Here is a 15,023-nt window from a genome sequence, read left to right on the forward strand (position 1 = left end):
CCGAGGAAATCATCATGTCAGGCAATTCCTTGTTGGCCATTCTGGACTGGATGAAACGCAATCCGCACCTGTCGGAGTGGGATTTCATTTTTGCCGTGCCACCCGTCGCGGTCGATTCCCTGGTGCAACGGCACCATAGGCTGCAGATGAGCAAAGGCAGCGACATCGCCTGGAAGCGCATCGAGATCAAGGTTTCTGCCAGTCGGCAGACCCATGTCCTGAGCCACTACCGGCTTGGCCCGCCCAGCCTTGACTGGGGCCATGCCTCCTACGACAACCCACGGGTAGGGTTCAGCCTGCAGGCTGACGGTGGCACCCATGTTCTGCAGGACAACTTCCTCGATGTGCTGGCCGTTTCTGCGCATGATGCGCTTGACAGCCTGCAGTTGCGTGGCCTTACCCGTTTCACCACCGACGACCTGCGCCTGGGCCTCGACCTGAAGCAACCAGAAGCGCAAAGCCTGGAATTCGATCTGGGCGACAGCCAGCAGGAGCGCTGGGAAGGCGGCGCCTTCATGGCCGACTACCTGGCCCATCAACTGGAAGACGACCAAGGCCTCTACGCGTTGGCGGATGTGTCGGCGAAGTCCGAAAACCCGTTCCTCAATGCCCGGGCCGTAGGTGCCCGCGTCATGACTCAGGCGTCCGACCCGCGTGCGGCGCTGGTACTGTTTGGCTCGCTGGAGCGGGGGCCTGCAGGTGTCTATCCGCCCGCCGGTTCGGATTTCCCCTTCCTGCTGCCCAAGGAAATGGCCGAACGTGCGCCGGCGACGCTGCTGCTTTCCAGGCGCTTGTTGCACCGTGCGGCTTATGCCCATGCGATGGAGGCGATGCTCGACGGGCCAACGTTCGACTACCGCAATACGCCCGAAGGCGCTCTGCAATCCCTGCAGGCCAAGGCGGGCACGCTACAGGTCTTCGAACTGGCACACACGGCCAGCCATTATCTGTTCAAGTCCTCCAGGTTCAGCCTGCAGGCCGGTGCCGGGGCGCTGCCGCTGACGGCCGAGTTCGACGAAGACGAAGTCCAGCTGCGCTGGCAATCGCAAGGGGCTATCGCCTTCGAGTACCAGCAGCGCAAAAAACACGAGGACGAAGCGCCGAAGCCTTGGCTGCCGCTGTCGTGCACGTTCGAATTTCACCTGCACCATCGTTTCTACCTGTTCCGCCCCTCCCTCGAGGAGACCGACGGCGGGCTGATCATGGGGGAGGTGGCCTGGCCATGGGCGGAACAGGCGGAAGTCACCGTGCTCGATGGGCTGCCGGCAGACCTTGACGAAACCCAGCTCGAAGAAATCGACCGGTTTGTCGGGCTGGTGCTCAAGCAAGCCTTGCTCGAAGGGCTGGCCCGCAAGCTCTCGGCCCGCGTGCCGGAAACCCTGTTGAAAAACTTCACCCTGGCGCAAGACAGTGCATTTACCCCGCACGATGCCGAATATCCCCATGGGCTTGCCTTGTTCGGCAAGCTCGACAGCAATGCGGCGGGCATTCAGATCCGCGACCAGGATGTACGCCTGGCGCCTGGGCAGGCACATACCTTCACGGTCGACTCCGGGCTCGCCTCGGTGACCTGGAGCCTTGAAGCCCTCGACGGCAACATGGGGGATATCGGCGACATCGATCCCGACACCGGCTTTTATCAGGCCCCGCCAGCCCATGTGCTGGGGTATCGCCAGGCGCGCGGGCTGGTCATCGCAACCGACCGGCAAACCCGCGCGCGCAGCACGACGCTGCTGACGGCATTGGCCCAGAGTATCAATGCCAACCCCAGGGTGCGTATCTGTTCCTACGGGGATCAGCTGACCTTCACCGCCGGCGCGTTGGGCGGCGACCCGCAATGGCGGGTCGTCGAGCAGCCAGGCTGTGGACGAGTGGAGCCCAGCGCCGACGGCACGCGCTGCACCTATACCGCAGCTGGGCAGCAGGATGAGGGCACCTACCTGCTGGACATGATCGAGGTGAGCAACAGCGCGACCGGGGAGGTCACCGTCGTGCAGGTGCTGGTCATGCAAGAGGAGCCCGCCCTGCACCTGGAGGCCGATCCGCCGAAACCCGACGGTAGCGTGCAGTTCAGGGCCTATTTCAATGGCATCGAGAAGACCGCGCAGGTGCAGTGGCCACTGCATCTGGGCGACGGTTTCCTTGATGAGGATGAGGGAGTGTACTGGCCTGCCTGGGAAGGCCCGACACCCTTTGTACTGGTAACCGCCTTGTTGCCCGACACGCCCTTCGGTGACCTCGAAGGCCACCTGTTGTTGCCGCTGGAGCCTCAACGCAAGGGGCATCCTGCCCGGCAGCCGGCTGCCGATCAAACGTTGTTCGAACCTGATGCATCATCAAGAGGATGAAGCCATGTCCAATTCCTTGGAGCAAGTACTGGCGCGTATGCGGGAAAGTTCGGTGACCCTGGGTTGGGGCGCCGTGGCGGTCTACAGCCGCGGGCGGCTCAACCGATTGCTGTATCAGCAGCACCTCGAGCGCCTGGGCGGCCCGAGTGACTTGCCACTGTTGTCGGTCGACCTCGTCACCAGGCCCCGGCGTGCCGCGGCGCAAGCAACCGGCCACGCCGATGGGCTTGCCGCCTTGAGCGCTGTCAGCGCCCGGCGTATCGGCAGTTCGCGGGTGCATGTGGCACTGGATATCGATGCCGTCAGCGCACCCCAGGCCGAATGGTTGCCTGGCCCGTCGAGTGCCGTGAGCTTGTCCGGTATCGAATTCGGCCCGCCGCTGCTGTCATTCAGCACGGCCTCGGTGGAAAACTCGCGGGTACGCCTGACGATGAACATCGTTGCCGGGCGTTGCGCCAGCACCAACAAGGATGGCGGCAAGTTGTTCTCGGGTTTCTCGTTCAGCGAAGCCATGGACTACCAGGTGGAGATCGATGTCGACCTTGCGCTGGCCGAAGGTACGGTCGACCGGCGTGGCCGGGTGCTGCTGGATATCGCCAAGGGCAGCCGGGTGCGCTGCAACCTGTTCGCCCAGGATCCGCAGCTCAACCAGCAACTCAACGCCCGGCTGGCCGAGTGGTTTGCCAGATTGCCGGCGCGCAGCAGTGAATTCGAGCTTGGCAGCATCGACCTGCGCGGTTATCGGACACTCACTCCCAACCGCTTCATCCTGCGGACGCAGGCGGCGCCCGGTGCGAGGCTCAGGGCTGCGGCGAACTACGGTGACGGCGCGGTGCTGGTGTTCATCGGTGTTTTAGGCGATGACCAAAAGGGGCGGCTACCCACCCGCGATTTCCCTTACCTGCTGCCGGACGGCGACTACTCCGCAACGCTGGTGGTCGCCGAGCATTTGCAGGATCAGGCCAGCGAAGTGGACCTGATACTGCTCAACAGCTTGCTGTTCCCTGCCTCGTATGAGTTTGTCGAGCGCGAACGCCACACCCCGAGGGATCTTGCGGTGTTTGGCAATATCAACCCGTTGCGCACCACCATGAGCGTGCAGCCGGCAGGGACGCTCCTGCATGCCGGTGAGCAAATGCAATTCAAGCTTTTCAACGGCGAAGGCCGGCAAGTGAATGCCAGCCAGTGGCGCGTCACCGGGTTGACCAATCACACGCTTGCCACGCAAGGCAGCATCAGCCTGGAAGGCCTGTACAGCGCGCCAGACATCAATGCCATCGGTCACGAAAGCCTGACGGTGGTGGTCACGGCTGAATATAAGGAGGGTGACATCACCTATGTCGCCTCCGAGCGGGTGCAGGTAGCCTTCGAACGGCTGGAACTCATGCCAAGGGTGGTCAGTTTCGCCCAGAACCAGCAGGAGATGAGCCTGGGGGCCTGGCAGTCGGGGGGCGGTGGGAGCATCGACTGGTCCTTCGTCGGCCCGGCGCTGGGTGAACTGGGTGTGTCGGGAGCTGGCGGGCGCAACGCGGTGTTCAAGCCATACGCCGACACGCTATTGCGACCGTTGGCGGTCCAGCAGTTGCGGGCCGAGGGCAGCGAGACGGGCATGGCCTCGCTGGTGATGGTCAACGCCCAGCAGTTGCTCGGTATCGAGCCGCGCTTCGTGCCCCGCCTGCAGCGCCAGCAGACCACCATACTGGCGGATACGTCTGGCATGTTGTCAACGCTGCACAAGCGCTGGCGGGTGCTGGCCGGCACCGGTCGGGTCGATGGCGAGGGCCGCTTTACCGCGACGGACGAAACCGATACCCGCAGCAGCGTCGTGGTCTGCGAGGTGGTCGAGAAAGGGGTGCGCTATGCCACCGACTACAGCGTGGTACAGCAGTCTCAGCTCAACGAGGAGCCCACCTGGAAATCATTGAAAACTCACGATATCAAGGTGCCCGGTGGGGCGGATCTAGGTACCCGGGGTTCACTGTTCGGCAACGGCTTCCAGCCGTTGATGGTGGAGGTGACCGTTGAAACGGCGCTTGTAGACGGCAAGCATTACCCCCTGAGCCTGAAGGAAGAGGCTGATATCGGCATTTACCAGCGTGCAGCGACCCAGAGGCTGCCGGATCTCGGGACCGCTCAAGGTATCGAACTGAATGAGCTGACGCCTTGGGCAACGCGCAAAGAGCCCAACATCTTCGAGCAAGCCACCACGCCAGGGGCAGTGGAAATGACGCGCAATGATAAACAAACCGTCAAGCGCTTCTATTTGCATGCGAAGTCGGACAGCCTCGATATACAGGACTTCCACTCTAGATTTACGTCTGATAAGGGTTTCCAGTACGCATCAAACGACACCAATGATCAGCATTCGTCTATCACTGTAACCGCGATTCCGACGCCGCATTTCAATGACACGGATTATGTATTCGAAGGTTTTCGTATGGATGGCGGGGGGACCGGTTTCGAATTGCCGGAGAACCCGAATGATGACGAATTCTATCTGCATCCGAATACGGTGGACTACTGGAGGCTCAAGTATGGTGGAGGGAATTTCCTGACCTGCCAGTTTCTTTCCTCCAAGCATGACGCCAGCATCAATACCACCTCCATGACTTGGGAAAATCGACACAGTGCAGTCGAGGAAATGAGCTTCACCGGATGGATCTTTTATGATGCAGTGAAAGGTGCGGAACCGACGGAGGTGCAATTCGACAACGATGATCTGGACAAGACCGTGCTGGCAGACAAGTTGAAGAAGTACTTGAAACTGGACGTGGATACCCGTGTGTTCCATAAAGGGGCGCTGGTGATCGTCAATCGGCGTGTCGATGATATTGGGTATATCAGTGAAGACAAGCTGGTGGCGCCTGGCAAGAGCATCGTTGGTGGTGGCGAGAAGTTCCTCAGGCCCCTTGCCGTGCGTTTGCGAGACCGTTACGGCCACCTGCATGAACGACTGGTCTATCACCTGCCCGAATCAATCGTTGGGCATCGCAATCACTTGTATCACTCGGCGTTCGACAGTGCCCCTGCACGGCGCCTGGAACGTATCACTGCCCGCGAGCTGGGAGACAAATAAGATGGTTTCATTCAAGCGTGTTTCAATGGCTACTCTCGTTTTGCTCCTGGCAGGGGCGGGTGTGCAAACAGTGGCTGCCGAGAGGTCCGACTCCAATACGGTCAAAATCAGCTTTGCCAATAATAATGACGGTAATCCGGGCAAAGATTGTACCAAGGAACTGCTGTGGGGAACCAAGGGTCAGTTTAAGCTGGGCGACATGGAGTGCGGTAACGATAATGCCTACTACTTCAAGGTTGAAAATATGCCGGCGGGTGCTGTTTTGATGCTCGCGGACTCGCCTTCTTGTGATGACGATGGGAATTTTTATTTCAAACTCAGGAGCGCGAAGCATCCCTTTCAAATGGAATGGATGAAGATCCAAGATCTCCGAACCTACGCCGTCGGAGATCAGGTCAAACCGGGCCTGAAGCTCCTGGTCAAAAAGGGTACTGGGCAAATTCACGGAAAACTCTCCTGTTTTCGCTATGAGTATTGATGGCGAGTGTTGAACTTGCGGAGGCGCAACATGAGCGATAATCGAACGGTCCATTCCACCGCGTTCAACTTCTTGAGCGCCGTCCGTGGGGGCGTCGACCCGAGAACGGGTTTGTATACGGTGTCGATCGAGTTACCGGACCTGAAGTCCCATGCGCTGGCTGGCCCGGCCTTGAAACTGGCGCTGCACTACAACCCCCTCAATACCCAGGACTCAGGCTATGGCAAGGGCTGGAACCTCGGATTGACGCAATATACCCGCCACAACCAGGTGCTTGCCCTGGGCACGGGTGAGTCGTTCCGGCTTGAAGAGAGCAGTCGCGAAGACAAGCGGCTGAACATTCCCCAACAGAAGATCGCCAGTTTCCATGTTTACAAGGAAGGCAATCTAGGCCTGGACGAGACCACGCGCTTTCGTGTGGTGCACCGGTCCGGGCTCAAGGAAATTCTCCAGATGCAGGATGATAACCTGGCCCTGCCGGTCAGTGTTCTGCACATGGGGCGCAAACTCAAGCTCGAGCACCTCGCTTTCAATAGTCAGTATTTCCGCTTGCAGGCAATCTTCGAGGTGACCGCGCAGGGGGACGAAAACGCGCTGCTGACCGTTGAACGTAGTAGTTCCACGGTGGAGATAAAAGAGCATTCATTGGCCAATGGCGGAGTCGCGCGTTACGTCATGTCGCTGGGTGGCAATGATGACCGCGTCACCCAGATCGCCCTGCCCACTGCCAATAAGGCCAATTGGCAGTTCGAGTATGAGTACGATGCCAGCAACAGCTACCTTTCGATTGTCGGGGTCAGGACGCCGACAGGCGCCAGGGAGGTGCTCGAATACACCGACGGTGGTCATGAATTCCCAAGCGCTGCCAGGCGCAACCGGCTACCCCGGGTCAACCGCCACAAAACGACGCCGGGGAAGCCACTGCCGCAACTCGGCATCAAGCATGCGCTGGTCGATGTGGGTTTCGTCTACGAGAATGCCGAAGCGCAAGGCTGGGGCAACAATAACTTCCTCGGCGATAGAGACACCCCTTGGGTCGAGGACAGTGGGCTGGACAACTTGTACTATCGCCAGGGCGTCTATCAATACGGTTCGGTGGAAACCCACTATGTCAACGACACGCCAGTAAAGACCATCGAGCGGCGCTTCAACCGGTTTCACCTGCTGGAGACTGAGAAGACGCTCCAGGGCCGTTCACTGCGGGAACAGATCTACAAATACCCGGTGGACCAGGAGAAGACATTCGAACTGCAACCTGCCAATTTTCAGCTGGTCACCGAACAGACCCAGCGCTGGACGCTGCTGGAGAGCGGTCGACCGCCACGCTCGCCGACCGAATACAGCCGGTACGACGTGCACGGCAATCTGGTATGGCGCAAACGGTTCAACGAAGTCGAGGAACTGCACGAGTGGTATCCGGTCGGGGGCGACGGTGCGGCCTGTCCGCCGGACCCGGAAGGCTTCGTGCGCCACCTCAAGCAAACCACCATCACGCCGGCAGCAACCGGTTTTGGCCAGGCGCCGACCTTGACTACCCACTACACGTATATCAGCTTGCCGGCGGTTATCGACAGTGAATACGACGCGAATGACCCGGACAACCAATGGCGTGCCTATGGCCAGCATGTGGTCGAGGGGCAGACGCTGATCAATGCTGGTGAGGCGATTGAAGGGACCTATTTCTGCTACTTCGACCAGCCTGACGATGCGTTGCGGCTCGGGCGCGTGCGAGAGCAGGAAGTGAATTATCCCGGTGTCGACCCCGACGAGGTGTGGAGTACCACGAGCACCTACGGCTATGAGGAAGTCTTCGACAAGGCGTCGGGTGAGTTCGCGCTGCAGACGATAGAGACCATCAGCGGCTTCGACCAGGTGTCCAAGACCCTCGAAACACTGCGCTCGGTGTTGCATGGCGAACCGTTGCTCAACAGCGACGACAACGGTGTGAGGATTCGCTATGTCTATGACGCGCTGCGCCGTGTGACGCGCGAAACCGTCGATCCGGACGGAGAGGACGAGGCCTTCAAACACTATGAATACCACCTCTGCGCACATGACGAGGACGTGGCCGAGCAAGCAGTGACCGATGTCATTGGGGTCAGGACGCGGTCGATCGTGGATGGTTTCAATCGGGTCGTCTATGAGGAACGCGATGATGACGACAGCAAGCTGTTCGCCGGCGCGCCACGCCCCATCTATCGGGCCTGGTACGATGCGCTTGGCCAGCTGGAAGCGCGGACTGACGTCGATTGGTATGAAGACTGGCAGCTGGAACTGGAGTACAGCTTAGAGTATGACGACTGGGGCGAGCTGTATTGTGAAATCGGCCCGGAGGGTATACGCGACTATTCCGAGACCGACCCTGTGGGCTCTACCGAGCACAAAGGGCCGATCGTCACCCGTTGGCGCGTGGATGATCAGGGTGTGCAAAGCGGTGTCACGCAAACCTGGATGAATCTGTTCGAAAAAGCTGTGCGCGTCGAGCGCTACTACCTGAGCGAGGATGATACGGGCAAGCCGGTCAAGCAGCAGGTGAGCCTGTTGCGGCAGGACTACGACGGCCTGGGGCGCCTGCACCGTGAGCGCGACGGCGAGGGCGACCGGATGCGCATCAACGTCTATGCCTACGATGCCTTCGATCGGCAGGTAACGCACACGTTGCCTGGCAATGCCGTGGTCACCCGGGCCTATGCCATGCATAGCCGTGAGGACTTGCCGGTCAGTATCAAGGTGGGTGACGTGCTGCTGGGTACGCAGACGTTCGATGGCCTCGGCCGGCGAACCCACGCGATTACCGGTTTCCGTGATCAGGAGTTCCAGTACAGGCAAGGTGAACGTCAACCGTGCCTGATGATTGCACCCGACAAGGCAGAGGTGAGCTATGACTATCGGCCGGCCTTGGGCGAAGAACCTGTTCACCGTCATTTGGGGGCGGTCGACGCTAACTATATCTATCATCGCAAGAATGCCCGCCTGGTGGAATTCGACGAGCCTGGGTACAAGGTTGAACTCGAATATTTCACCAACGGTGAAGTGAAGCATGAAGACCGCTATGTAGGCGATGAGCTTTACAGCATGTCATACGGCTACAGCTACCGAAGCCGCATGCACAGGTACGGCGATGTGCTGAATCAGGAGCAAGTCTACGAATACGATGACTGTGGCCGTCTCAAGCAGACTCGCTTGCACGCCGCGCCGGCGAAACGCCGCGGCCGTACCCAGGCGCTTGGCCCGGTGTTGCTGCAGACAGACTTCACCTATGACAGCTTTGGCCGGATGGAGAGTTTTACCACCCAGGACATCCAGGCTGGTACTGAATTGGTGACCTCGCTGGAGTACGACGGGTTTGATCGCGAGACTCGGCGGACCTTTGATTTTGGCGGCGAGACGGTACAGACCCTGACGCAGCGCTATGATGAGTTCGATTGCCTGGAGCAACGGGTGCTGGCTGAGTGTGAGCGGGAGTCCGATGAGCCACCACTGCAGGTTCTGCGTGACGAAAGCTATCGCTATGACACGCGCGGCCGCCTGGTCAATTACACGTGTGATGCCTTCGACAACCCGCAAGCGCCCGAAGACCACTACTGGCCAGTGGATCCCTACGGCAAGAAAATCAAGACGCAGGTCTTCAGCTTTGATGACCTGGACAATATCACCGTGGTCCTCACCACCTTCGACGGTGGCTTCAACCGGGCCCTCTACTCTTTTGGCGACTATCGCCTGGAGCAGGACCCGGCGCAATTGTTGCGAATCACCAACACCCATGCCGATTACCCCAGGGAGATTCTTCTGGAGTACGACAAGAACGGCAACCTGACCAGGGATGATGCGGGCCGGACCTTGAAATACGATGCGCTCAACCGGCTGGTCCTGGTCACACTTCCCGGGAGCAGCCCCGCCGAGCCAGGCGAAAGCGTGGCGTACCGGTACGACGCGAGGAACATCCTCAGTGGTACCGAGCCGGCGGCGTAGGCCCTGCACGCGGGTAAGCGAAGGGAGGCCGACAGCGGCCTCCCTTCGTACCTAGCGATAGCGCACGATGAAGTTCAGCTGCCCCTTGGCAAGCCCAGGCCGCACCTTGTGGCTGGGCTCGGTCTGGTGAAACGCGGCCTTGAGGTTGATTATCGTGTTGCCGTTGTTCAGGGGGGTCATGGGTACTTCAGTGTTGAGGGGCATGGGGGTGCCATCGCCCTTGAAGACCTCGATGCCGACGCCTGCGGCCTGCGAGTCGCGGGTCAGGCCAAAGACACTCGTCAGGCCCGGGCCGATCATGGCGTCTTCGCTGTTCAGTTCGAGGGTGGCGTAGGTGTTGTTCTCGGGGTCAGTCTGGCAGGCGGCGAGGGTAATTCTGAAGTTGACCTTTTCGGTGGTATAGCCGATGTGGGAGAAGTTGGAGCGGGGGAACTCTCCCAGCGGTACCGGGTTGGGCTCGACCGGATCGGCTCCCACCGTGCATTGGGACTGGATGACTTCAGCCTTCAGGCGGAACTTGAACACATCGCCAAAATTGGCGTAGTCCAGATTCCCTATGAACATATCGCTGTCGATGGTGTAGCGGCCGGGCGCAAGCGGGGCGGTCTTGACCAGGATGGCCCGAAAGAACAGGGCCCTCATATCGAACGCCGACAGTCCGTGCGGGGTAGCGCGGATGGCCGTGAAGGGGACCCAGGAATGGCCTTCTTCGGGGATGAAATCAGCGGTGGCTTCGCCCGAGAAGGGGGAGGACAGCAGGATGCGAGCGCCTATGCCTTCAACATTGGTGGCCAGGACTTCTCCAGGCCCGCCACTTCGGGCCAGCATCAGGGGCGGGCGAATGGGGGTCATGCGAAAACGCATGACAACACTGCCGTCGTGGTAGCAATACAATGACCGCCCTTCTCTGGGGAAGACATACGGCACCGGGGTGTTGCCGAACTCGGTACCGATTGAGGCGTTGAGCGGAACGTATTGGGTCTGCAGATCCGCTTCGTAGGTGAGGCTGGGCTTGCTGCGGGTGTCGTAGTAGAAGCAGAGCTTGTCAGTGTTCGCCAATGCCTGCTCGGCGGGCCATGCCAGGCCGAGCAGCATGCCCAGCGCCAGCGTGGTAGGGGTAAACTTGATCATGTCGATTCCTTGAAACTGTCCGCGACACAGGTCAGTGTCTGCAGGTGATAGCCTTCGGCGCGCTGCATGTGCTGCGGGTCGACGTGCAGTCGGCAGCGCTGGTCGTCCCGCTCACCCCAGCTGAGGGAGAGTGTCTGGGGCTGGTCGATGGCGCTGAGCAGGGTCACGCCAGCCTGGCCGACCATGCCCAGTGGCTGATCCTCGGCATCGAGTACCACGCTGCCAAAGGGCACTGGCGTGCCGTTGGCGTGCAGCAGCGTCAGTACCCAGCGCGAAACCTGGCGGGCGCTGAACTGCTGCTTGACGATCGCGCCGCGGCGCGGCACCAGCTGCGCTGTACCGTTCTCGATTTCCACGTCAGGGCCAAGCTTGTCGGTTTGCAGCACGACGGTATTGTTACGGTACGGTTGCAGGTGCGGCACCAGGGCATACCCGCGCGCGTTGGTGCGGCTGCCGTTGCTGTTTTGCACGCCGACGCCGGCAACCCCAGGGACTTCGACCAGCCCTGCGGTATCGCCCAGGTAGCTACCCAGCTCAAGGCCACCGGCATGCAGCAGCAGCGCGCCACTGGCATTGAGTGACAGGCTTTGATAGTCGCTGCCCTGCGTCAGCCCGGTGCCGAAGTTGCCGTGCTCGGTCTTGTAGCCAAGCGTCAGTGCACCCGAGTGCTGGCGGTCCTCGTCCTGGGCCACGCTGGTGTTGTAGCTGAGCCTGCCGTCGCCGGTACTGCCACTCAAGCTGGCGCGCTGGGTGTAGCCATGTCGCTGTTTGTGCAAGTCGTACCGGGCATTGGCGCTGCGGCCGAAGTTCAGTGGCATCGACAGGCTCAGGCCGAACTGGCGGTCGCTGCCGTAGGTATCGTTGAGCGATTGCGAGGCGAACAGGTAATAGCTGATGCCCGCGTGGTAGGTGTTGAAGCCCAGCTGGTACTGGCGCTGAGTGGACGCCTGTTGCCAGTATTGCTGTTGCGACAGGGTCAGGCTGAGGCTGTGGCGCTGGCCCAGACGCTGATGCACCGAGGCTTCCAGCCGGCTGCGGCGGCTGCCCTGGAAGGTTGTGCTGTGGCTGCGCTGCTGCACCGCTTCGCTGAAATCACGGTAGCCTTCGGTGGAGTAGCGATACCCGGCAAATCGCAGGTTGGTGCCGGTGGCGAACGCCTTGCCGTACTTCAAGGCATAGCTCTGACCCTGTGCACTGGCCTGTTCGGCGATGTCGAGCTGGCTGTTGGCCTGGGTGACGTCGAACGATGCGGCGCCAAGGCTGCCCAGGTCCTTGCCGATGCCGATGTTCATGGCCCGGTAGTACTCGCTGGCCATCAGCCCGCCATACAACGTGAGGTCCCATTCCATGCCCCTGCTGAGGGTAGCCTGCCAGATCAGCGGCTTGTCCAGGTCGCTGGCCGGGTTGTAGGTACCGACGGTAGCGCTGTAGCGCCATATGCCCTGGCGCTGCAGGTTGCCGAGGGTGGCGTATGGCTGGATGAAGCGCCGCACCTGGCCATCGGCTTCGGTCAGCACCACTTCCAGTTCACCACTGCCAGCGGTATTCAGGTCATCGATCGCATAGGGGCCGGGGCTGACATAGGTGGCGTAGATCGGGTAGCCGTTCTGCCATACCTCGAGCTTGGCGCGGGTCTGCGCGACCCCGCGGATCACCGGTGCATAACCTTGCAGCGCATCGGGTAGCATGCTCATGTCGGAGGCCACGCGAACACCGGTGACCGGCACGCCGCCGAAGATGTCGGCGTCGGTGAACGTCTCGCCCACGGTGATATTGGCGCGGGTGCCGGGCAGGTCGCGCTGGGCATAGGTCTGGGCGCGGGTCCATTCGCGTGTGCCGTCGCTGTCCTGGCGCCACGCCTGGGTGCTGCGCAGTCGCCAGTCGCCGAGGTTGACGCCACCATTGAGGTACAGGTCCTCGTTGCTGTAGCGGCCACGGTAGCGGCTTTTTCCCTGCAGGGTGGACGCCTGGTAGTTGAGGAAGGCGGCATTGATACCGCTGTCCCAGCGCGAGGGGTCGACATTGCCGGCGATATCACGGCGCATTGCGATCTGCGGTATGGAAATGGACAGCCGCAGGCGGCTACTGTCGAAATCGACCTGTGCACCAGGGACGACTGACGTCAGGTCCAGGCAGGCCTGGCTGGCGTCTTCCAGGCTGGCCAGGGCGTCGAGGCGCAGCCCCCATTCGCCAAGCCGGGTGGAAGGCAGGCAGGGTTGCAGTTCGCCATTGGCATCGGCCGTGAAGTCAAGCTCATGGCGCCCGGCGGGTTCCAGGTTGACCCGTACGGTGACCAGGTAGCGCCCAGGCGCGAGGCTTTGTTGGCTCTGCAGAAAACTCAGTGCGTGTACGCCCGAGCCATCGGCCTCGCGCAGAAACCCGGATTCGAAACCCGGCTCGCTGCTCGCTTTCACAATGGGTATTTCGAGCCATGCTACGAGGCTGCCGGCCAGGCACAGCAGCAGGTGGCGCTGGCCGCGGACCGGGCAGCGCGTTGGAAGAAGGGGCATGAAAGCGACTCCTTGCGATGTGACGCGGTAAGGCTCTAGCGAGTCGGATGAATCGGCAGGGTCATAGGCTCGGTGTAACCGCCAAAGTCGTTGATCACTGCAAAGCGCACGCTGGATTGGCCATTGAGAGGTATGTCCGTCAGCGCGTAGGCGTGCTGGGAGAGTGGGGCAAGCATTTCCGGGCGGTCGAGCTTGTGGCTGCGGCCATCGGTGCTGATTTCCAGGCGAATGAAGGTAAAATGGAACGGCGTTGGATTGTCGACCAACAGTTGCTTCGCGCCATCGCCTTCAGCCACGGAAAATTTCAACGACGCAAGTTGTTCGCTCGGCTTACCTTTGAGTGAGTGCGGCCGATAGAACAACTTGATGCGTGTGCGAATGGCAATGCTAAGTTTGTTGCCAGGCTCGGTACTGGCTTGTGGTATTTCTTGCATATTGAAGAAAAACAGCGATTCACGGTCTTGTGGTAAAGCATTGGGCAGCGCATTGATTTGCAGCAACTGTTCGCTGTTCGGGCCGATCTTGAACAGAGGAGGGGACGTTGCAAAGGGCACGGCGGTGCTATTGTCGTCCGCTTCTGTATTGATCCAGCTCTGTACCGCATAAGTGCTTTTGGACGGATTTCTGATAACCACGGAGGTATTGCGCTTGTCACTGTCGAAAACGATGCGGGTATTGTTCACTGTCAAGGCAGCATGGCTGGCCATCGAGAAACTCAGCATCGACAGGGTCAGGCAGGCGCAAGCGACGACACGCACGGGTATCGTGAATATGAACGGTTTGATCATCGGGTAACTCGCTGCATCCAGGCGCATCGACTACGCCTGGATGATTGGGTTAGTGCCAACAGGCACAAAGGTGGGGCGGGTGATTAGCGATAGTCGACGGTGTACCTGACATTGGCCGACGCTGCGCCCGCCGTCACGGTGGCGGCGGTGGAGCGGTAATAGGCGTCGAAGCGCAGATCGGTCGGGCCCGAAGCGTTCAGAAGGTAATCTTCCGAAGTTTCACCAGGCTTGATCGATTTGTTGGTAACGTCCTTGATGACGATCGAGACGTTTTGTGCTGAGTCGGCGCCCGGATTGACCCTGAAGTAGTTGCCGCTGGCGTCGGCATCGCCGTCGAATTTCACGAAGGCGTTGTCCTCGGTAATGCTGCAGCTTGCCTTGTCGGGTACGCGGATAGCGAAGGCGGCGCCACGAACCTCAACATTGGCGGCGGTGAAGCGACCAGCGGGAATATCGCCCATGTAGACGTTGTCGTCGGCACTGCCGTCGCCCGGATTGACAACTTCGATAGGACACGATTCAGGTGTGATACGGCCTTCAAAGGATATCGAACTGGTGTAGGCGAAGGCCGCATTGCCGGCAAGGCCGGTGAGCAGACCGAGCGATAGGGTAACTAAGGACTTCTTCATGACATAACCTGGTTATAAGGGTTAGTTTGGTTTCAGTGCGAGGCGCTGATTGGCTTAGTTGCCAGTCGTTGTCTCGGCGCTGATTCTAAGT

8 protein-coding genes are annotated in these 15,023 nt (G+C 60.3%); 4 read left to right on the forward strand and 4 right to left on the reverse strand.

Translation table 11 applies throughout. The annotated features are described in order from the left end of the window. Positions 1-14: 14 nt before the first annotated feature. From HU738_RS01375 to HU738_RS01390, 4 genes are all read left to right on the forward strand, one after another. On the forward strand, positions 15-2,348 hold the full coding sequence (locus HU738_RS01375; RefSeq protein ID WP_186604037.1) for a hypothetical protein: 2,334 nt from the start codon (positions 15-17) through the stop codon (positions 2,346-2,348). Between the two features lie 280 nt (positions 2,349-2,628). Beyond that, the gene (locus HU738_RS01380) at positions 2,629-5,424 is read left to right on the forward strand and encodes a hypothetical protein (RefSeq protein ID WP_186604039.1); all 2,796 of its coding nucleotides are present in this window, start codon (positions 2,629-2,631) and stop codon (positions 5,422-5,424) included. Between the two features lies 1 nt (position 5,425). Continuing rightward, the gene (locus HU738_RS01385) at positions 5,426-5,902 is read left to right on the forward strand and encodes a hypothetical protein (protein WP_186604041.1); all 477 of its coding nucleotides are present in this window, start codon (positions 5,426-5,428) and stop codon (positions 5,900-5,902) included. 30 nt (positions 5,903-5,932) lie between these two features. Beyond that, positions 5,933-9,874 (forward strand): RHS repeat domain-containing protein, encoded by a 3,942-nt coding sequence (locus HU738_RS01390; RefSeq protein WP_186604043.1) that lies wholly within the window; start codon positions 5,933-5,935, stop codon positions 9,872-9,874. Positions 9,875-9,925: 51 nt separating this feature from the next. Here HU738_RS01390 and HU738_RS01395 read toward each other — a convergent pair whose 3' ends face one another. Genes HU738_RS01395 through HU738_RS01410 form a run of 4 tightly spaced genes read right to left on the reverse strand, consistent with a single transcriptional unit; the run spans position 9,926 to position 14,932 of the window. Beyond that, positions 9,926-11,005: a fimbrial protein gene (locus tag HU738_RS01395; RefSeq protein ID WP_186604045.1), complete on the reverse strand. Its 1,080-nt coding sequence runs from the start codon at positions 11,003-11,005 to the stop codon at positions 9,926-9,928. Next, complete coding sequence (locus tag HU738_RS01400) at positions 11,002-13,515, reverse strand: fimbria/pilus outer membrane usher protein (RefSeq protein WP_186604047.1); 2,514 nt, start codon at positions 13,513-13,515, stop codon at positions 11,002-11,004. Before HU738_RS01400 ends, HU738_RS01395 begins: the two co-directional genes overlap by 4 nt. Before the next feature lie 35 nt (positions 13,516-13,550). Then, positions 13,551-14,330, reverse strand: a complete 780-nt coding sequence (locus HU738_RS01405; protein ID WP_186604049.1) for a fimbrial biogenesis chaperone — start codon at positions 14,328-14,330, stop codon at positions 13,551-13,553. 56 nt (positions 14,331-14,386) lie between these two features. After that, the gene (locus HU738_RS01410; protein ID WP_186604051.1) at positions 14,387-14,932 is read right to left on the reverse strand and encodes a fimbrial protein; all 546 of its coding nucleotides are present in this window, start codon (positions 14,930-14,932) and stop codon (positions 14,387-14,389) included. Positions 14,933-15,023: the final 91 nt, after the last annotated feature.

Source organism: Pseudomonas vlassakiae, from assembly GCF_014269035.2.
In the GTDB taxonomy this organism is placed as follows: Bacteria; Pseudomonadota; Gammaproteobacteria; order Pseudomonadales; family Pseudomonadaceae; genus Aquipseudomonas; species Aquipseudomonas vlassakiae.

Bases quoted from the DNA above. Each gene is read 5' to 3' on its own strand.
- HU738_RS01375 (WP_186604037.1), top strand. From the start codon at position 15: ATGTCAGGCAATTCCTTGTTGGCCATTCTGGACTGGATGAAACGCAAT.
- HU738_RS01385 (WP_186604041.1), top strand. From the start codon at position 5,426: ATGGTTTCATTCAAGCGTGTTTCAATGGCTACTCTCGTTTTGCTCCTG.
- HU738_RS01390 (WP_186604043.1), top strand. From the start codon at position 5,933: ATGAGCGATAATCGAACGGTCCATTCCACCGCGTTCAACTTCTTGAGC.
- HU738_RS01395 (WP_186604045.1), bottom strand. From the start codon at position 11,005: ATGATCAAGTTTACCCCTACCACGCTGGCGCTGGGCATGCTGCTCGGC.
- HU738_RS01400 (WP_186604047.1), bottom strand. From the start codon at position 13,515: ATGCCCCTTCTTCCAACGCGCTGCCCGGTCCGCGGCCAGCGCCACCTG.
- HU738_RS01405 (WP_186604049.1), bottom strand. From the start codon at position 14,330: ATGCGCCTGGATGCAGCGAGTTACCCGATGATCAAACCGTTCATATTC.
- HU738_RS01410 (WP_186604051.1), bottom strand. From the start codon at position 14,932: ATGAAGAAGTCCTTAGTTACCCTATCGCTCGGTCTGCTCACCGGCCTT.